Source organism: Gemmata palustris (assembly GCF_017939745.1).
In the GTDB taxonomy this organism is placed as follows: Bacteria; Planctomycetota; Planctomycetia; order Gemmatales; family Gemmataceae; genus Gemmata; species Gemmata palustris.
Map to the genome: position 1 here is coordinate 1,330,572 of NZ_JAGKQQ010000001.1, position 19,420 is coordinate 1,349,991.

16 protein-coding genes are annotated in these 19,420 nt (G+C 63.1%); 7 read left to right on the plus strand and 9 right to left on the minus strand.

The window, feature by feature from the left end; translation table 11 throughout:
• Window positions 1–2: 2 nt before the first annotated feature.
• Window positions 3–1,388: a hypothetical protein gene (locus J8F10_RS05330; RefSeq protein WP_210652824.1), complete on the minus strand. Its 1,386-nt coding sequence runs from the start codon at window positions 1,386–1,388 to the stop codon at window positions 3–5.
• Window positions 1,389–1,789: 401 nt separating this feature from the next.
• Between J8F10_RS05330 and J8F10_RS05335 the strand changes: the two genes are divergently transcribed.
• The 3 genes from J8F10_RS05335 to J8F10_RS05345 all read left to right on the plus strand — a co-directional run bounded on the left by J8F10_RS05335 (window position 1,790) and on the right by J8F10_RS05345 (window position 4,659).
• Entirely contained in the window at window positions 1,790–2,518 is a 729-nt protein-coding gene (locus tag J8F10_RS05335) for a BON domain-containing protein (RefSeq protein ID WP_210652825.1), read from the plus strand.
• A 633-nt stretch (window positions 2,519–3,151) separates the two neighbouring features.
• Window positions 3,152–4,045, plus strand: coding sequence for a sugar phosphate isomerase/epimerase family protein (locus J8F10_RS05340; protein WP_210652826.1), 894 nt, complete (start codon window positions 3,152–3,154; stop codon window positions 4,043–4,045).
• Window positions 4,046–4,113: 68 nt separating this feature from the next.
• Window positions 4,114–4,659 (plus strand): hypothetical protein, encoded by a 546-nt coding sequence (locus J8F10_RS05345; RefSeq protein WP_210652827.1) that lies wholly within the window; start codon window positions 4,114–4,116, stop codon window positions 4,657–4,659.
• A gap of 100 nt (window positions 4,660–4,759) precedes the next feature.
• On the opposite strand, the gene J8F10_RS05350 is transcribed toward J8F10_RS05345, so the two are convergent.
• A complete protein-coding gene (locus J8F10_RS05350; RefSeq protein ID WP_210652828.1) occupies window positions 4,760–5,563 on the minus strand; it encodes an SDR family NAD(P)-dependent oxidoreductase in 804 nt (267 codons plus the stop codon).
• Window positions 5,564–5,634: 71 nt separating this feature from the next.
• On the opposite strand from J8F10_RS05350, the gene J8F10_RS05355 reads away from it, so the two are divergent.
• On the plus strand, window positions 5,635–6,609 hold the full coding sequence (locus tag J8F10_RS05355; RefSeq protein ID WP_210652829.1) for an SMP-30/gluconolactonase/LRE family protein: 975 nt from the start codon (window positions 5,635–5,637) through the stop codon (window positions 6,607–6,609).
• A gap of 293 nt (window positions 6,610–6,902) precedes the next feature.
• Here the strand turns inward: J8F10_RS05355 and J8F10_RS05360 are convergent, their stop codons facing one another.
• Window positions 6,903–7,742: a sugar phosphate isomerase/epimerase family protein gene (locus J8F10_RS05360; RefSeq protein ID WP_210652830.1), complete on the minus strand. Its 840-nt coding sequence runs from the start codon at window positions 7,740–7,742 to the stop codon at window positions 6,903–6,905.
• Window positions 7,743–8,243: 501 nt separating this feature from the next.
• Here J8F10_RS05360 and J8F10_RS05365 point away from each other — a divergent pair.
• Complete coding sequence (locus J8F10_RS05365) at window positions 8,244–9,548, plus strand: Gfo/Idh/MocA family protein (protein WP_210652831.1); 1,305 nt, start codon at window positions 8,244–8,246, stop codon at window positions 9,546–9,548.
• A 26-nt stretch (window positions 9,549–9,574) separates the two neighbouring features.
• On the opposite strand, the gene J8F10_RS05370 is transcribed toward J8F10_RS05365, so the two are convergent.
• The 3 genes from J8F10_RS05370 to ilvC form a co-directional block, all read right to left on the minus strand.
• Window positions 9,575–10,345 carry an MlaE family ABC transporter permease gene (locus tag J8F10_RS05370; protein ID WP_210652832.1) on the minus strand — a complete coding sequence of 257 codons (771 nt, stop codon included), beginning with the start codon at window positions 10,343–10,345 and terminating at the stop codon, window positions 9,575–9,577.
• Window positions 10,346–10,362: 17 nt separating this feature from the next.
• Entirely contained in the window at window positions 10,363–10,749 is a 387-nt protein-coding gene (locus tag J8F10_RS05375) for a hypothetical protein (protein WP_210652833.1), read from the minus strand.
• Between the two features lie 519 nt (window positions 10,750–11,268).
• A complete protein-coding gene (gene ilvC, locus J8F10_RS05380; protein WP_210652834.1) occupies window positions 11,269–12,318 on the minus strand; it encodes a ketol-acid reductoisomerase in 1,050 nt (349 codons plus the stop codon).
• Window positions 12,319–12,398: 80 nt separating this feature from the next.
• On the opposite strand from ilvC, the gene J8F10_RS05385 reads away from it, so the two are divergent.
• Entirely contained in the window at window positions 12,399–12,944 is a 546-nt protein-coding gene (locus J8F10_RS05385) for a MarR family winged helix-turn-helix transcriptional regulator (protein WP_210652835.1), read from the plus strand.
• 72 nt (window positions 12,945–13,016) lie between these two features.
• Here the strand turns inward: J8F10_RS05385 and J8F10_RS05390 are convergent, their stop codons facing one another.
• From J8F10_RS05390 to J8F10_RS05400, 3 genes are all read right to left on the minus strand, one after another.
• Window positions 13,017–14,525: a hypothetical protein gene (locus J8F10_RS05390; protein ID WP_210652836.1), complete on the minus strand. Its 1,509-nt coding sequence runs from the start codon at window positions 14,523–14,525 to the stop codon at window positions 13,017–13,019.
• A 51-nt stretch (window positions 14,526–14,576) separates the two neighbouring features.
• A complete protein-coding gene (locus tag J8F10_RS05395; RefSeq protein WP_210652837.1) occupies window positions 14,577–15,524 on the minus strand; it encodes a response regulator in 948 nt (315 codons plus the stop codon).
• Between the two features lie 178 nt (window positions 15,525–15,702).
• Window positions 15,703–17,172, minus strand: coding sequence for a DUF1501 domain-containing protein (locus tag J8F10_RS05400; RefSeq protein WP_210652838.1), 1,470 nt, complete (start codon window positions 17,170–17,172; stop codon window positions 15,703–15,705).
• A gap of 680 nt (window positions 17,173–17,852) precedes the next feature.
• Here J8F10_RS05400 and J8F10_RS05405 point away from each other — a divergent pair.
• Window positions 17,853–19,304: a Gfo/Idh/MocA family protein gene (locus tag J8F10_RS05405; RefSeq protein WP_210652839.1), complete on the plus strand. Its 1,452-nt coding sequence runs from the start codon at window positions 17,853–17,855 to the stop codon at window positions 19,302–19,304.
• The last annotated feature ends 116 nt before the right edge of the window (window positions 19,305–19,420 follow it).

Genomic DNA, 19,420 nt, shown 5'->3' on the forward strand with positions numbered 1-19,420 from the left:
GGTCACTTCATCGGTCGATCGAAGTAGCGGCCGACCGCGCCGCGGTGCTGCGGCAACACCGGCGCGGCGTTCGCTGATCCGCCTCCGGCCGCGGCGCCGGTCAGCCCGCCCGATTGCGGCGCACCCGCTTTGGTATCCGGTTTGGGCGGTATCTTACTGACGCCCGAGAGCTGACTCTCTTTCAGTGCGGATAAGTCCGAAGGCGGCAACGCTTCCTCTTTGAATTTCGCCCCCTCTTCGCTCGCTCGGTCGCCGAAATTCAGGGCCGTATTTCCGGGGCCGTCGTCACCGAGCCCGCCGTTCCCCTCTTGGTCTTTGAGCCCTTCCTTCAGGCTTTTCTTCCCGTTTTTTGCGAGGTATTTGGCTAAGGCATCCGAGTCGCACTGGCCTCCCTCGCACGCTTTGAGTTGGTCCGCGTCGATGAGTTTGGCGTTGTGCAGCTTCTTGCCGGTCTTCGAGATCGACCCTTTACCGCTCTTGGCGGCGGCCGCGAGTTTCGCCAGTTGTTCGGGCGATAACTTACCCTCTTTGAGTGCTTCGGCCAGTTCCGATCCGAGTTCACTTTCCAGGGCGTCGCCTTCCGATGCGGCTTTCTGTGCGAGCGCGGCCAACTCCTTCATCAATTCGGCCGCGGCTTGCGGATCGAGTCCCGCTGCGGCCTTTTGAAGTGCTTCGGCCGCAGCATCGACCTTGCCCAGTTGATTCACTTGCCGGGCATTGTTTTCGGCGGCTTGCCGCGCGGCCTGACGTACCACTTCGTTGAGGTGGTCGAGCGCTTCGAGTGCTTTGGCCGGATCTTTGCCGGTGGATTGTGAACGCAGTTCTTCGATCTTCTGCTTCAAGTTCTCAGCGCGCTCGGGATCGAGGATCTTCTCTTCCTGCAGCACGCGGACTTGCTCCACGAGCCGATCCGCGGGGCGGTTAATGTCGAGCGGCGTTTCGTTGACGGCGAGGCTGCGCGCGGGCAGGAGGAAGCCGAGCGCAACGTACACGATCGCCACGGTGAGAAACGCGAGAGGGCGCCGGCCGCGCCACTGAAGAGTGGGCATTTCAGTGGTCGGTTTTGCTTCCCACGCGCCGAGATCGCACTCGGCGCCGGCCATGAGCAACCCGCCGCACTCCCCGCGCCCGTCGAGCAGTGCCCGGACCGAAGTGCGATCGGGCAAGCTGCGAAGCGCGACCCACGCGGCGATGCCGAGAGCAATCGGGAGCCCGATCGCGCCCCACGCGAGAGTGGGTACTGATGTGCTCTGCGTGACTTTCAGCACGAGGATCGCGGTGCCCCAGAGGAAGGCCCACACGGTCACGGCGGCGACGGCTTGCCGGAGAATGAACCAGCGCGCGAGGTGCTTGTAGAACCGGCCGACCAGTTGCTCGTCGTGCGACATGAGACGCGCCTCGTGAATCGACTCAGATCTGTATGTATTGTTGTATCAGACCGGAGAATGAAGGGGATGTCAAGCCGCGAGTCGTGTTCGCGCTGCGATCCCGGAGCAAGAAACGCTTGTGCCGCGAACCCAATTCACCCGTTGCTTGTGTCCGATCTCGCGCCAGTACATTTCAACGCGGCCGACTTGAACGATTCTGACCGAATTAGGGCCATTAACCCGGGAATTGCGCCGACTTCCGCGGGGTGTAGCCGTCCGAATGGTTGCACGCAACGTGCTGGGGCGCGGGCTCCGAGCGGAGGGAAACTTTCCCGCTGGTAATTTGACCGGAGCACGACCCGGGGCAATGATCCTTTCGGTGATGAGTGCCCCGCACCTTCTCCCGTACATGGAGGTCCGCTGTGAAAGTGCGTGCATTGTTCTCTCTGACTATCGCTGCCGGCTTGTCCGGTTCCGCGATCGCAACTCCGCCGGCTCCGCTCCCGGCCTCGGCTGCTGCTTCCAGCACCAACCCGAACCAGACCCTCGCCGATGACGTGGCGTACCGCCTGCGTTCCAGCGGGAACGCGGCCGGCGCCGATGTGTCCATCGTGGCCCAAGAAGGGACCGTGACCCTCTCCGGCACCGCGAAGGACGCGACCCAAAAGGCCCGCATCATCGCGGACGCGAAGGGCGTGACCGGCGTCATCGTCGTGAGCGATAAGATCCGCACGATCGCCGCGGGCGTTGTGCAGGTCCAAGACCCGCCGGTCAACTTGGCTCCGATCGCGCCGACCCCGCTCGGCCCGACCGGTACCCCGCAGAACTTCGCGCTGGCCCCGAACCCCCCGGTGGGTGGCCCGATCGTGGAGCCGGTGCCCCTCGGCTTCCAGGGCCAGGCCGCTCCCGACATGCAAGCCCCGAACATGCCCCCGTATGCGTGGCCGACCTACGCTCCTTACGGGAACGTTAGCCGCGTCGCGTACCCGCAAGCGTACCCGTACAACGCCTTCCCGTTCATCGGGCCGTACTACCCGTTCCCGAAGGTTCCGCTCGGCTGGCGGAAAGTGACCCTCGAATGGGACGACGGCCACTGGTACCTCGGTCGTCAGTCCGCCCCGCACGACTACTGGCGCGTCAAGTTCTGGTGATCGGTTAGAATACAACTCCCGGTTCTATGGGATGTAGCGGTTAAAGCTTCGTGGTTCGGACTCGGCGGGGCCATCGTGCCCCGTCGATCATCACATCTCGTGCAGTACAAACACTTTGCACTTCTTCATCCCCAGGCCAAGCTAACAATTGCTAACATTTCTGGCCTGGGGCCTATTTTGGGGTCCGCAGTACAAGACTCGAATGCTCCAAGTGTTGATATTTCAAGGCTTTAAGGCCCACAACCTCAATCAGTGATGCTTTGCCGGCGGCTAACATCGCCTAACATTCGGTGAACTCGGCTAACATTCATCTCGCAGCTATGGCCGGCGCTCAGAGAGCATTTGGCGAACGGTCGGTGCTATATGACAAATTGTACGCTAGTGGACGGAAGGATACAAATAGTTTCGTCCCGAATCACGATGTAGAAAGAGCACACAGGGCTTCCGCCCTGTGCTACGAAAGTCAGCCCCTCCGGGGCGAAGAACAGACAGTGCATTCCGCCGCGGAGCGGCCGGCGTTTATCGCACAGGGCGGAAGCCCTGTGCGATTCCGCTTTCGCGATGGCCCGTCGGTTCGACGGCGCGTAGTTAGAGGGTGTCACGCTTCACTCCCTCCCCAGCACCCATATTCCCATGTCACGAGCACTGCTACTCGCCACCCTCGTCGCGTGTTTTCCTCAACCCGCGCGCGCCGCGGAGCCGGCTCCCGCGGACGTCTTCAAGCAAGACAACCTCGTCGCGTGGTGCATTGTTCCCTTCGACGCGAAGAAGCGAACGCCGGCGGAGCGGGTGGAGATGCTCCAGAAACTCGGGTTCAAAAAGTACGCCTACGACTGGCGCGCGGAACACCTCCCGACGTTCGACGAGGAAGTCGGGTTGCTGAAGAAGGCGAAGATCGAGCTGACGGCGGTCTGGTTCCCCGCGAACCTCGGCGCCGATGCGCAGAAGCTCCTTGAAGTCCTCAAAAAGCACGAGATCAAGACGCAACTCTGGGTGACGATGGGCGACCCCGCGGGGAAGGATCAGGCGGCCAAAGTCGAGAGTACGGCGAAGGCTCTCAAACCCATCGCGGAGGAAGCCGCGAAGCACGGGTGCAAGCTGGCGCTGTACAACCACGGCGGCTGGTTCGGTGAACCGGAAAATCAGATCGCGGTCATCGAAGCGATCAAGCTCAAGAACGTCGGCATCGTGTACAACCAGCACCACGGCCACGACCACTTCGACCGGTTCCCGGAACTCCTCAAGCTGATGAAGCCGCACTTGCTCGCGCTGAACATCAACGGCAGTGCGAAGGGCGGCGATAAGGTCGGCAAGAAGATTCTGCCCCTCGGCGCGGGCGAACTCGATTTGACATTGCTTCGCACGATCCGCGCGAGCGGCTACAGCGGGCCGATTGGCATCCTCGGCCACACACAGGACGATGCGGCCGAGCGCCTCGCGGACAATCTCGACGGGTTGAAGTGGTTACTCCCGGAACTCGCTGGCAAAGAGCCGGGACCGCGACCCACGTACCGCACTTGGAAGTGATCTGAATTGATGCCAGGGCGGGCACCAACTTAGTGTGCCGCCTACTCGATTCTGATGGTGGGGTAAACGTGACACGATCCTACTCAATTTTATCCGACGATGCGGCGAGGACTGATCTTCAATGGGTCGTTGAATATGACGCTGGGGGAGTTGACATTCGGGGCTTCTGGCGGGGGAAAGCGTTTGATCAGAAAGGGTTGAATTCAATACGGTTCATGGTGAATGATAATCCCCGCACGGACTTACTGCCCAATCCTCTCTCACTCACGATCGTTTCAGATCGGTTGCTCGGTATTCTCAGTCCGTTGGTCAATCAGGAAGAGGTGCAAATTCTCGGTGCGCCGATTTATTCCGAATTCACAGGGCAGCGGGTGACCGGTTATCACCTCGTCAACCCACTCCGAGTCTTGAGCGCACTCACTCCGCAGTGCATAGCATCAGAACCACTCATCACTCAATTTGAGGTTCAAGTCGACAAAATTCCTGAGCATCTGCATGTATTTCGACTTGCAAAGGAGGAGCCCGCGCTGATCGTTTCAAATGCCATAACTGAGCGGCTACCGGAACAAGAGCTGAAGGGAGTATGTCTCATTCCCATTAGAGGTGTATATTAATGTCAGATAGTTTCATCCCGCGGTCGGCCCTGCAATACGCCGCCGTTAGGCGTAGGTTCAGTCTTCGATCTTGATCCGCGTTATCTGCGTGATCCGCGGCTCATTCTTTCTTGTCCCCTTTTTCGGCTTCCGTCACGGGGCGCTGGGCCATTTGTTGAGCATCGAGTCCGCCATCCACCGTGAAGACGCTCCCGGTGCTGTAGCTCGCGCGGTCGGACGCGAGGAACACGTACCACCACGCGACGTCTTCCACCGTCGCGATGCGCCGGATCGGGATCTGGGCGATCACGGCCTCGCGCTCGGTCGGTGAGGACTGCAACCCGAAGTCGGTGAGTGGCGTTTCCACCAACCCCGGCGCAACGGCGGCCGTCGTGAAGCCGTGAGGCGCGAGTTCGACCGCTAATTGCCGCGTGAGGGCGTTCACCGCACCTTTGCTCGCGTCGTAGAGCGTGTGGAGCGGTTCGGAGCGGGTCGCGTTGAGCGAGGTGCTGAACAAGATTCGGCCCCCGCGCTTGGCGGCTTGCGCGCGCCGAACAACTTCGCGCGACAGGGCAACGGGAATCCAGACGTTCAGCCTGAAAATGAAGTCGAAGTGGTCGCGCGTGATCTGCGGAAGCGGCGGTTCCTTGTACGTGCCCAGGTTGTTCACCAGCACGTCGATTCCACCGAACGCGGCCCACGCTTCCGCAACCAGGCGCTCGGGCTCGTCGTCCGCGAGTAAATCGGCCTGCACGTACCGGGTGTGCTCGTAGTCGCTGAGCAAGCGCTGCACTTCGGGGCACTTCGCGAGCGGTTTCTCCGAGGTAACAACGACATTGGCTCCGCTCGCGGCGAACGCTTGCGCGACGCCGAGGCCGATGCCCTGACTGCTCCCGGTAATGAGTGCGGACTTACCCTTCAACATGCCGAATCTCCGGCTCGCCGCGGGAGCGAGTACCGCCTAACGTAGCAACCGCACCGCAACGGGAGTACCACATGAGAAGCACCGAAGCCAGCGTGTACATCGACTTCACGGAAGAACCCGATCGGTTCCTGCCCGAAGGCCCGCGTTGGGCGACGATCGGGGGGCAGCCGGCGCTGGTGTGGGTCAACATCCAACTGGATGCGAGCGCACGCGAAGGCGAGATTAACGTTCATTTCCCCGGCACTGATGGAAGCAGCGATTCGGGGCTACCCTGTCCCGGTCGGCCCGGCTTCATTCTTCCCGCGGATGATTCGGATTGTGTTCTCGTCGGAGTGGAGAAAGCGCTACGGATCTGTAACCTCGCGGACTCGACCTGGACCGAACCGCTCGCGACCGTTCCCGACGACAACCCGCGAACGATCATCAACGACGCCGAAATTGTTCCCGGCGGAAAAGCCGTCGTCTTCGGCACGAAGGACACGCAGTTCGACGCCGACGCGAAGCTCGCTCAGTTGTACCTCTACACCGCCGATGACGACCAAGTAACTGTGTTGGTGGATAAGCAGGTCTGTTCCAACGGGAAGGTGTTCGCGAGTGACGCGAACGGGCTGATTCTGTTCGACATCGACACCCCGACGCGGAAGGTTGTGCGCTACCGACTCGATGTGGCGGCCCGCACCGCGACCCCCGACGGCGTGGCACTCGACCTCGCGAATCAAGTTGGTTTTCCAGATGGGATGTGTGGTTGCGGCGACGGGACCGTGATTGTCGCGTTCTTCAATCCGGACTTTGCAGAGAAGGGGAGGGCGGTGCGGTTCTCACTCACGACGGGTGAGGCACTCGAAGAGTGGACCACGCCCGGTTCGCCGCGTGTCACGTGCCCGTTACTCGTGAAGCGACCCGGGGGCGTGAAACTCGTCCTCACGACCGCGGCCGAGGGCATGCCCGCCGACATGCGGGCGAAGTGCCCGAATGCCGGCTGCCTGTTCATTGCGGACACACAGTTCACCGATTGCCCGGCGCCCGAACTCGTTCAGGTGTCGTAGTCCCGTCGTAGCAATCTAAACGAGCCGTGACCGCAAGGGAGCGGGGCTGCGGCTCGAACCAGGTCACGAGATGGAGCCGTTTGAACGAGCCGCGACCACAAGGGAGCGGAGCCGCGGCTTCCCCAATGTTAAACCGCGTTCCCGAGATACGTTGCGCTTCCCGCTCCCTTGCGGTCGCGGCTCGTTTGCCTTCTGGCTGCGGCTCTCAAGGTGCTAAGTCGGAGCTTCACGAGACAGGTTGCGCTTCCCGCTCCCTTGCGGTCGCGGCTCGTTTTTGAGCCCCACAACGGCAGTCACTCGGCGAGGCACTCGCGCAGGAACCGGACGCCGTGCTCGATGTCGCGGTACCGGTCGGCTTGCGTACCCACTTCGCGCTCGATGCACAGCGCCCCGGCGTACCCGATCCGCTGGAGCGCTTTCACGAACCCCTTCGTGTCCGTTTGGCCCGTGCCGAGCGGCACTTCCTCGCCCCACGAGCCTTTTACGGTCGGGCGCTTGGCGTCTTTGAGGTGAACGCTGCGGATGTCGGGCGCGAGTAGGTCGAGCACTTTGAGCGGCTCGTCCTTGTCGTAGAGCAGCATGTTCGCGGGGTCGAAGTTCACCTTCAGGTTCGGCGCTTTCAGGTCATCGAGCGTCCGGCGGAGCAGGGTAGCGGACTCCTGACCCGTCTCGAACGCGACAATCACACCGGCTTGCTTCGCGAGGTCCGCGACCTGCGTCAACGTGTCCAGGAAGGCTTTGCGCTCGGGGGCGCCCACTTCGGGGATGAACCCCGCGTGCAGCATGATGTCGGTCAGCCCGAGTTCCTTCGTGCGCGCCAGGCTCCATTTGAAGCGCTCCAGGCGCTCCGGGCGCGTGGCCGGGTCGCCGAACCCGCCAGTTTTCTCGATCGTTTGCGGCGAGGTGTAGTCCTCTCCCGGGAAGCCCAGCATCGCGCCGGACATCTGGAACCCGGCCGCGCGCGCGGCCGCGGGCATCGCGTCCCCTTCCGCCCAACTCGCGTGGTGCGGGTCGCCACACGCAATTTGCACCACCTTAATTCCGAGTTTGTCGAGAAAGCCCTTCAGCTCCGGAACGTTGGTTACCTGGAGCGACCAGCTACAAACCCCAATCGCGAGCGGCGGAATCGGCATGGCAAGATCCTCGGAACGTGGAGCGTCTCGCCGCGATTGTAATGACTCGCCTGACCAATGTCGCGAGGCGATCGGCACAAGTGCCCTGAGCGAGCGTTGTCGAGAATGTCTGACTGTGTCGGAGCACCGGACAGCTCTTCGTGTCGAGCGGACACCGATCCGTAAAATTTTTTAACCCGTAATGACTTGATGAGTATGGGTTTGCGAGAAAATTAGAGAATGGTTAGCGAGATTGGCAGGCCGAATGCAATGATTCAATGCGTTAGACAGTAATAGCAGCAGACAAACGGCTCACACGAGCCTTACCACCGAGCAAGCTCCAAGTCGCCCAGGAGCACGGGTCGGGGTTGAGGACGGCGCGTCGCCCAGGTTCGCCCTACGCGCCGTCCTCCCTCGTCCGGTTTTCGTCACGTCTTCGGACTTCCCGCACGAACTCCTCCGGGTACACTCGAAGCAACCCCTGGTCGCGCTGCGCGGCCCGGGTTCGCTCCTGGAGGTACGATGGCTGCCAAACTCAATCGCCGAAGGTTCCTGGCCGCGTCCGCGGTCGCGCTCGCTGCGCCTTCGATCGTTCGCGCGCGCAACGCGAACGAGAAGCTCAACGTCGCTGTGATCGGGGTCGCGAACCGCGGCGCGGAGAACCTGAAGGGCGTAACCCACGAAAACATCGTGGCACTGTGCGATGTGGACCCGAACAACGCGAAGAAGGCCCGCGAACAGTTCCCGAAGGCGGAGTTCTACACCGATTTCCGGCAAATGTTCGACAAGTCGGCGAAGGGCATCGACGCAGTGGTCGTGAGCACGCCGGACCACACGCACGCGCTGCCCGCGTGCATCGCGATGAGCCTGGGGAAGCCCGTCTATTGCGAAAAGCCGATGGCCGAGACGGTGGCCGAAGTGCGCCACATGCGTGAGTTAGCGGCGAAGTACAAAGTCGTGACGCAAATGGGTACGCAGATCCACGAGGGCGAAAACTATCGCCGCGTGGTGGAGATCGTGCAGTCCGGGCTGCTCGGCGACATCACGCAAGTTCGCGTGTGGAACAGCAGCAAGCCGGTGGGCGGGAAGCGGCTCGCGACCAAGCCGTCGGCGGCATTCGATCTCGACCTCTGGCTCGGGCCGACCAGGGCGGAGTTCTTTGAAGCGGAGATGAATAAGTCGAGCTGGAACTTCGCGTGGCCGCACTTCCACTGGCGCTGGTGGTGGGAGTTCGGCGGCGGCACGCTCGCGGACCTCGGCTGCCATTACATCGACCTGCCGTACTGGGCGCTCGGGCTCACGTCACCGACCTCGGCTTCGGCCACCGGCACCAAGACCTACACCGGTGACAACACCACGCCGGACGTGATGCAGGTGGCGTACACGTTCCCCGCAATCAAGACCCGCCCCGCGGTCAAACTGTCGTGGGAACACGGGGTGACGGGGCCGAACGGCGGGAAGGACACCTACAAGGGCTACGGCTCGGGGATTTTGTTCGAGGGCACGAAGGGGAAACTCGTCGCGGACTACGGCAAGTACCTGATTCTGCCGGGCGAGTTCGCGAAGGGGTTCAAGGCGCCGGAAAAGAGCATCAAGCCGTCGATCGGGCACCACAAAGAGTGGACCGAAGCGATAAAGGGTAACGGCACCACGCTCTGCAACTTCGCCTACTCGGGGCGCCTCGCCGAAGCGGTGCTTTTGGGGAACGTCGCGTTCCGTGCGGGCAAAGAGATCAGTTGGGACGCAGCGAAGGGCACGACCGGCGACGCCGCGGCCGATGTGTTCCTGAGTCGCGAGTATCGCAAGGGATGGGAACTGCCGAAGTAGTTTGCCTTGAGCGGGCGCAGCAGCTCCTACAAGAACTGCTGGGCCGCCTTGATGAGCCCAACGAGCAGCACGTCCACCGCGAGTACGAGCAGCACGCACGCGACCACGCTGTCGGTCGCGGCGCGGCCCACACCTTCGGACCCTTCGCGCGCGTTCAGCCCAATGAAACAGCCCGTCACGCCGACCACGAGACCAAAAACGAGGGTCTTGAGGCCCGCCGGGATCACGTCTTGCAGCAGCAATTCGCGCACGGCCGCTGTGTCGTACTTCAGGTAAGTCGTTGAACCGGTCGCCTGTTCCGCGACGAACCCGCTCCCGAGTGCGGTCGCGGCGATCAGAACGTGCAATACGGGCACCGCGAACACGCACGCGACGATCCGCGGACCGACCAATCGACGCAGTGGGGACACACCGAGCAATTCGAGCGCATCGATCTGTTCCGTCACACGCATCGAAGCAAGTTCCGCCCCCAAACTCGCGCCCGTGCGCGCCGCGACGATCAATCCCGCCCCCACGGGTGCGAGCTCGAGCAATACGGCCGCAGCCAGGAAGGTCGGTAAATACTCAACGGCCCCAGTCCCGGTGCGCGCGAGGACGTCGCGCGTGTGCATCCAGATCACGACCCCGAGTGCCAGGCCCGTGACGATCGCGAGCGGGAGCCCACCGACGACGACGCTGTAAAACGGCCGGAGCCACTGTCCGAGTCGGGGAAGGGCGGTGACGGAAGTGGGCACGGCCCGCAGCGCGAACGCCACGAGCCGGCCGAAACGTTCGAGATTCGTGATCGCGTTGAGCACGCTGGGCGCCGGGAGGATCAGCAGAGCACGGGTTCGCAGGTATCATAGGCTTCTTCGCGCCGTTGTTGCTCTTCCAGGCAGGCTTCGAGCAAGTCGGACCGCAGAGAGAAGTCCGCGGCCCCGTGGCGGTCCCAGGCCAGAATCACAGACGACGTCGCGGGATTCAGCTTCGCGACCCGCGAGAGCCACATCACGCCCGCCTCGTGCTGGTACTTGCACGTTTGCGGGTGATTCCAGGCAATGTGCGACGCGAGACAGCCCATCGGCATTGTTCGCGTAAACGCACCGTGGATCAGCAGCGGGCTGTCCTTTTCCAGCAGCTCGATAATGCGCGAAAGCCCGTCTTTCGTAACGTGCGGCAGCCATTCGACCCGAAACTCGGACACGGGATCGTGAGTCGGCACGGCGACACTCCCCCGCGGAACCGGACCGCGGACCGGCGGAAACGAAGTTCTGACTGTAAAAGCTTGTGTGCCGGTATGATAGGTCAAATCATCGGCACGAATCGTCTGGGCCGCACAGGGATGACAGTGGCGGCGGCTCAGTTGAGTGAGGGCATCATAGAAGGTGGTTTTAAGGGGTGTCAATAGGCCACCCCTCCGGCGACAATCGCCCGATGGTGATAGCGTCCCGGGTGGTACGCGGTTCAGCGGGAGGGGTAAGCAGTTATGGCCGACGGCTGCGACGGATGTGGGGCGAAAAAAAATTCTAACTAAATTGAAGTCGGTAGAGGAAATATTGGAAATCGCTTTAGTCGTAATTACATTCGTTTGTGATTATGGGGTGTCACTTTATAGTGTGGAACAACTGGGATTGCTGGGCACTTGTAAGGAAATGGGCGCCGCCGGATAAAAATGAGCCGCGGCGGGTGAGTGACAATGTGTTGTCACTCACCCGCCGCGGCTCGGTCCCACTTGTGCCGATCACTCCTGGCGCTCGGGGCGCAGCGCCCGCACCTGGGCGCCGGCCTTCCACATCTCGCTCTCGGCGATCTCCTTCAGTTCCTTCTCGAGCTGCTGGCGGTAATCGGGGCGGCTGTTGGCGTCGAGCGTGCGCCGCGCCTCTTCGCCGGTCGCGACGGACTGGTACAGTTGCTCGAACACCGGCTTCGAGGCGTCGCGGAACGCCTTGAACCAGTCGAGCGCGCCGCGCTGGGCGGTGGTCGAGCAGTTCGCGTACATCCAGTCCATGCCCTTTTCCGCGATCAGCGGGTACAGGCTCTGGGTCGCTTCCTCGACCGTCTCGTTGAACGCTTCGCTCGGGGAGTGCCCGTTCGCGCGGAGCACCTCGTACTGCGCGAGCCACAGCCCGTAGATCGCGCCCATGAGCACGCCGCGCTCGCCGGTGAGGTCGGAGACGACTTCCTTCTTGAACGTGGTCTCGAACAGGTACCCGGACCCGATCGCGATGCCGAGCGCCAGGCAGCGCTCGCGGGCCTTGCCACTCGCGTCCTGGTGGATCGCGAAGCTGGAGTTGATCCCGCGGCCCTCGAGGAACAGGCGCCGGACGGTGGTGCCCGAGCCCTTCGGGGCGACGAGGATCACGTCAATGTCCGGCCCCGGGATCACGCCCGTCTGGTCGCTGAACACGATCGAGAAGCCGTGGGAGAAGTACAGCGCCTTGCCCTTGGTGAGCAGCGGCTTGATCTTGGGCCACATCTCCTTCTGGCCGGCGTCGGAGAGCAGGTACTGGATCACCGTCCCCTTCGTGGCGGCCTCTTCCGGGTCGAACAGCGTCTCGCCCGGCTTCCAGCCGTCCTCGATGCACAGGTCGTAGGCCTTGCCGCCCTTGCGCTGGCCGACGATCACCTTGATGCCGTTGTCGCGCATGTTGAGCGACTGGCCGCGGCCCTGGACGCCGTACCCGAGGACCGCGACCACTTCGTCCTTGAGGATGCCCCGGACGCGGTCCAGTGGGTAGTCGGCGCGCTCGATCGCCTGCTCCACGGTGTCGCCGATGCGAATCTCTTTCATGGGTCTACTCGCCTGAAGAGGAAGGGAATATGCTCTCCCGAGAGGGTACGGGAAATTACCTCGACGTCAAGAAATCAAACATGGACACGACAGACGCACAGCGGCCGGCCGGTTCCCCCGACCTCGGCGCCCGGGCCGAGCGCGACGTGGTGGACCGGCTCCTCGTGCAGTGGCGCGCGGCGCGCCCGGACCTGGACCCGTCGCCGCTGGAGGTCGTGGGCCGCGTCATCGTGCTGGCGCAGCACCTGGAGCGCAGCGTCGAAATTAGTTTAGAGAAACACAAACTCACACTGGGCCAGTTCGACATCCTCGCGACGCTCCGGCGCCGCGGGAAGAAGGGCGGGCTGACGCCGACACAGTTGCTCGAGAGCGTGGTGCTCTCCAGCGGCGGGATGACGGCCCGGCTCGACGCGCTCGCGGAGGCGGGGTACATCTCCCGCAAGCCGAGCCCGACCGACCGCCGCATGGTGCTGATCGAACTCACCTCGAAGGGGCGCCGGGTGATCGACACCGCGACCAAGACGCGCTTCAACGAGGCCAAGGACTCGCTCCCCGCTCTGAACGAGAACGAGATGACGGTGCTGACCGGACTGCTCCGGCGCTGGCTCACCGAAGTCGCGGGGTGATGCTGCACCACCCGCTCGTTGGCACGCGCGAGTGGGCTCTTAAATCGCGGCTATCTCCGCTCTGTATGACGCTCAGGCCAGTGCCGCGCGGGTGCGCGTCACGAGCGGCGAATCGGGCGTGTCTGACCCCTTCAGCCAGAACACGCTCGCGGCCAGGAACCGGGCGCGCCACTCCGGTGCGATGAACGCCGCGTCCTCCATCACCGACGCGCTGAACTTGTAGTCGTGCGAGTCGGTACCCTTCAGGAAGATCAGTCGGCGCCCCTCGTCGATGAGTTCTTTCGCAGCGGTGGGGCTCCCACCCAAAACGCTGAGCGCGGTTTGCGCGGCCTTCTCCTTGTTACGAGACAACTCCCCGTACACTTGCGGTACCGTGAATTTGGTGTTCTCATCGCGCGGGGAGAGTTCATCGATCTTCGCATCGCCAAGCTTCCCCCGCGATTTCATCGCGTCGCGGAACATCGGCAAAAAAGACGCGGCTTGCAGGAGCGTGAATTGCCGCAGCGCGCCGTCGTTGGTGGTGCGGTAGGCGTAGTGCAGCGCGTTCAGTGTGGTGAGCGTGTGCAGGCTCACGATGCCCGGTTGCCGCATCAGGAGTTCGCCGGCACCGAGGAACAGCCCGTCCCAAACCGAGCGCGGGGCGGCCCCGTTTTGGGTGAGCGCGGTAACGGTTCGGGCCAGATCGTCTGCCGATTCCGTCCGCAGCTCGTTCAGCACGTCGGTAGTCGCGGGGCGCGCGGGCTTGACCGCGTTCGGCGCGCGGAACTCCTTCACACGCAGCACGTTCTTGCGCCCGGGGCGGTCCGGCTCGAGATCCTCTTTCGCGGGATTCTTGCCGTCGTGCTTCAGGAGGGCAAAAGTGAGCGAACGCAGCACCGGTTCCGCGTGGTGCCAGCCGATCACGTCCAGCACGCGGAACGCATTGCACACGTAGATGATCTTGTGCCCGATGTCGCGGAAGTCGCGGCTGCCGTACTTCGCGAACACGTCGAACAGTTCGCCCGCGGTCGCGGTGCGTACCAATCCGGTCACGGCCGCGTCCGCGGCTTCGACGTCCCAGTTGTCCATCGCGGTTACAAACGCCTCGCGCGCTCGCGGTGCGGTCGGTACCTTTGACTCGTCGGCCGGCTTCATCCGCCAGCCGCTTTCTTTCAGGTTGGTGGCTTGCGCGCTCTTGAAGTTGTCGAGCGCCCAGAACAGCGGGAGCCAGCGCTCGTTGTCCGGCCCCGCGAGCGCGGCCTGGTGCGCCGAGTTCACCACCAGCACCGCGTGGAACTTGAACCCGACGCTCGGCCTCGGTTGCACGTTGCGCACGCCCGCGAGCAGTAGCCCCGCGAGTACATCGCGGTAGGCCAAGCCCTTCTTGATGCGCGAACCGATCTCTTCGAGTAACTTGTCGCGCCCGGTGTCTTCGATGAGGCACACCAGCGGTTCGATGTCGGGTGCGAGCCGCACCAAGTCCTTCTCGAGCTTCGCGTCGTCGGCGCTCACAACGGGGAGTCCGGAGAGGAACCCGAGGCTCCCCGCGCCCAGCGCGGCGGACGTTTGGAGGAACGATCTGCGATCGGGAGAAGTGGACATGCTATCGCTCCGGGAGAGGTGGGCGATCCGAACGCATTGTACCGCGCGTCATCAGTCGTCGCGCGAAGAACGATCACGGCGCTTCACGAGGGTGACGCGGTTGCCGGTCGTGTTGTACCGCACCTCGTCCATGAAGGCGCGCATGAGGAGCACGCCGCGCCCGCTCGCGCGCTCGATGAACGAGGGGTCGGTCGGGTCGGGGAGTTTCGTGATATCGAACCCCGGTCCCTGGTCGAGAACAACGAATACGGCGCGCGCGGGGGTGAGGCGCGCGGTGACCCGCACCCGCCGCGCGCTGTAGGGCTCGGTACCCCGGCGCTCGCGGGCCAGTTTGTGGAACTCCTCGTCGCCGTTCTCGCGCAGGTCGGAACTCACTTCCAAGTTGCCGTGGTAGATGGCGTTGAGGAGCGCTTCTTCGATCGCGATGCCGGCCCGGGTCGCGCCGGTGAGATCGCACAAGCCCATCTCGATGAGGTCTTCGCGGAACTGTGCGACGAGCGGCGGAACCAGCAGCGGATCACTTTCGATCACGTACTGCGAACTGCGGCGCGTCATCCCCTGGAGGACCTGGTACCGCCGGTGGGCCGCCTGGCCGACGGACAGGACGCGATCGAGGACGGGAATGAGGTCGTGCGCGAGGGACTGTTTGGCGACGTAGTCCGCGGCCCCGGCCTTGAGCGCGGCGACGGCCACGCGCTCGCTCCCGCTACCGGTCATGAGCACAACGGGCACGCGCGCGAACTGCTCGCGCACCTTCTCGACGAGCGTCAGCCCGTCCATCCCGGTCATGTTCATGTCGGTGAGCAGCAGCGCCGGTTGCGACTTGGTAATAGCCGCGAGCGCCTCCTCGCCGCTCCGGGCGAACACCACGCGCCACCCGCCGTGCTGATCGAGTAATCGGCCCACGTAGCGCTGCTCGAGGAGCGAATCGTCCGCGACGAGAATAACGGGTAAATCCGGTACCGCGTTGGGCGCAGAGACAGGGGGCGGGCCGGCCATCAGCGGCTACCTCGCGGCACGGGCGACGTGTGCAGTGTGCGAAAATTCTACCAGATTCCCGGTCCGGTGGCACAACCGACGGGTTTCCGAATGTTAAGCGGTTCGTCCGTTATAATAAACGAAGGCACCCGCGCCACCTGGACGCGGGTGCCTTCGTTTGTTCCCGTTCGGGGCGCGGTTAGCTCAACAAACCGCTGACGACCTCGCCCTTGACCAGTTCGCGCGGCTGGTTCAGGTGGTTGTAAACGATCGTGTCCGGCTTGATGCCGACCGAGTGGTAGATTGTGGCGAGCAATTCCGTCGGGTGGATCGCACCTTCGACCGGGGCGCTGGCGGTCTTGTCGCTCTTCCCGTGAACGTACCCGCGCTTGACGCCCGCGCCCGCGATGACGCCGGTGTAGCAGTACGGCCAGTGGTCGCGGCCGTCGTCGTTGTTCTGGTTGCCCGAGGTGCTGACCCCGCGCTGCGGGCTGCGCCCGAACTCGCCGACGCACACCACGAGCGTTTCCTTCAACAGCCCGCGCTCGTCGAGGTCGGTAATCAGGGTCGAGAGCCCGCTGTCGAGCATCGGGGCGGCCTGGGTCTTCATTCGCGTGGACAGGCCCGTGTGAACGTCCCACGAGTGGTTGTCGCTGTTCGCGACCTTCGGCCACACGACTTCGACGAACCGGGTGCCGGCTTCAACGAGTCGGCGGGCCAAGAGGAGGCTCTGGCCGAAGGTGTTCTTGCCGTACTTCTCTCGGAGTTCGGCCTTTTCCTCTGTCAATTCAAACGCTTTCTTCGCGCGCCCGCTCACGACCAGCCCGAGCGCCTTGCCGTAGTACTCGTCGAGGTCGTGTTTCGCGACCGCCGCTTCCACTTCCGGCATGCCCTTGCTGATGGTCTCGCGGAGCGTGGCCCGGCGCTCCATCCGGACCGGCGTGAGTTCCTCGCGGAGCTTCAGGTCGTCGGTGCGGATGCGGTCCATCTTCGCCATGTCCATGTCGTCACCGGGCGGGTAGAGCAGGTACGGGTCATACCCCTTACCCAGGAACCCCGCGCTGCCGCCCTTGCCCACGACGTTCGACTCTTGCAACGGCCGCGGCATCATCACGAAGGGCAGCATCGGCACGGTCGGCGGCTTCATCTTGATGATGTTCGAGCCGAGCGTGGGGAAGTCCTTCGGGCTGGGCGGTTCCAGTTGCCCGGACGCGCTCACCTTGTCGGTGGTGTAGCCCGTGTGCATCTGGTAGATGGCCGCGGTGTGGTTGAACAACCCGTAGGGGGTGTAGCTCACCGCGCGCATCAGGGTGGTCTTGTCGAGCACGTTCGCGAGTTTGGGCATCAATTCGGTGACGTGCGTGCCGGTGAGTTTCGTCTGCTGGTGCTTAAAGACGCTCTTCACCTTGTCCGGGACGTTGTCCTTCGGGTCCCACAAGTCGAGGTGGCTCGGCCCGCCCTGCAGGTAGATGAAGATGACGCTCTTCGCCTTACCGAAACCCGGCCCGTTCCCGGCTTCGCCCTTGTTGGTGCTCGCGCTGGCCTTTTGCAGCGAAAACAGGTCGCCGAGAGTGAGTCCTAAAACCCCGGACCCGCCCACGCGCAGGAGGTCGCGGCGCGTCACGCCATCACAATCGCTCTTTGCGGCTGCACCGGGAATGACCAGCATGTGAAACTCCGTGGGGAGTTGGGAGGAGGGTCGGACCGTTTGGTAGGTGTTAGAAGCGTACCCGAAATGGGGGGCGCCCGCAAACGGTTTTTATGAGTTGGCAAAGAGTGAAAATGAACCGCAGATAACGCGGATCACGCCGATCAAGACAGAAGGCGTGGAATGGCCACAAAAAGGCACAAAAGGAAGAGATCAGAGGACAGAGGACAGAGGACAGAGGACAGACGTGTGTTGTTTTGTAGCCCCGGCCGGGGCGACCGATTGTAGCCAGGGGTGGAGCGCAGCGCAACCCCTGGCGGGGCGCCAGGGTTCGCGGGGGTTCGCCAGGGGTTTAGCTCGCATAGCTCGCTTGCACCCCTGGCTACAATCGGTCGCCCCGGCCGGGGCTATAAAACAACACACGTCTGTCCTCTTTTGTGCCCTTTGTGCTTTTTTGTGGTTAATCCGCCTTTTGTTTTGATCCGCGTTATCGGCGTGATCCGCGGCTCTGCCTTCTGATCTCTGATCTCTGCCTTCTGATCTCTGATCTCTGCCTTCTGATCTCTGTCCTCTGTCTGCTCTCGTGCCTTTTGTGGCCATTCCGTGCCTTTTATCCCGTGAAGATCACGTTTGCTCGGCGCACGAGGGGCGGGTATGGTTCACCGTGACCGCCCGTCTCTCCATGCTGCCGGAGCCAATCCATGACTCGCGTTTCGCGCCGAAGGTTCCTTCAAACGTCGCTCGCCACGGCCGCTACCATCACCATTTCGGGGACGAAGTCGTCCGGCCGCGTGATGGGGGCGAACGACCGTATCCGGATCGCGGTCGCCGGCTTGAACGGGCGCGGCGAGTCGCACGTCGGCGCGTACTTGGGCATGAAGAACGTCGAGATCGCGTACCTCGTGGACCCGGACAAGCGGACCTATCAGAAGCGGCTCGACCAGATCGCCCGCAAGGAGCGCCCCGCCGCGCCGTGCCTGCAAGACATTCGCAAAGCGCTCGAAGACAAAGACCTCAACGCGGTTTCCATCGCCACGCCGAACCACTGGCACGCGCTGATGACCATCTGGGCGTGCGAGGCGGGAAAGGACGTCTACGTCGAGAAGCCGTGCTCGCACAACATTCACGAGGGCCGGATCGCGGTCGAAATGGCCCGCAAGCACAAGCGGGTCGTCCAGCACGGGACGCAGAACCGCAGTTCGCAGGGGTGGTCCGACCTCGCGGTGCTCGCCAAGTCCGGGAAACTCGGCAAGTTGCTCGTGTCGCGCGGGCTGTGTTACAAGGACGGTGGCACCGGTGGTAGCACCCGCGGCGATATCGGCACCAAGCCCACAAAGGCCCCGCCCGCGGACCTCGACTTCAACATCTGGCTCGGGCCGGCGCAGGAGCAGCCGTACCACGAGAATCTCGTTCACTACCGCTGGCACTGGTTCTGGGCGTTCGGCAACGGCGACGCGGGCAACCAGGGCGTTCACGAGATGGATAAGGCCCGCTGGCTCATTCCAGGTGCGACGTGGCCGAAGTCGGTCATCAGTTTCGGCGGGCGCTACGCGAACAGCGACCAGGCCGAAACGCCGAACGCACTCGTGAGCGTGTTCGATTACGGCGAAACGCAACTGATCTTCGAGACGCGCGGGCTGAAGTCGCCGGCGTTCCGGGGGCAGTCGGTCGGGAACATCTTGCACTTCGAGGAAGGTGTGGTTGCGGGCACCAAGTTCTACCCGAAGGGGAAGGACGAGGGGCAGCCGATCCCGAAGGTGGCGTCGGACGTGAAACTCAATGGGGACCACTTCACGAACTTCATCGACTGCGTCCGCAGCCGCGACACCGCGAAGCTCCACGCGGACATCGAGGTGGGGCACGTCTCCGCCGGCCTGTGCCACCTGGGGAACATCAGCTACCGGTTAGGTAAGGCATCGAGCTACGACCCGAAGCTTGGCAAGGTCGCGGGTAGCGAGTCCGGCACCGACGCGCTGGAACGAATGACCGAACACCTCAAAGACAGTGGCATCAAGTTCGACGGCAAGAACTTCTTCGCCGGGCGCAAACTCGACTTCGACGCGAAGACCGAAACGTTCTCCAAAGACTCGGAAGCCAACGCGCTCCTGACGCGAAAGTACCGCGCGCCGTTCACCGTACCGGACAAGGTGTAGGCGAAGTCGGGGAGAAAAGAAGAACCGCGGATTACGCAGATAACGCGGATCAGACACGACAGAGGGCAAGAAGACGGATTAGCCACAAAAAAGCACAAAGGGCACAAAAGGAAAAC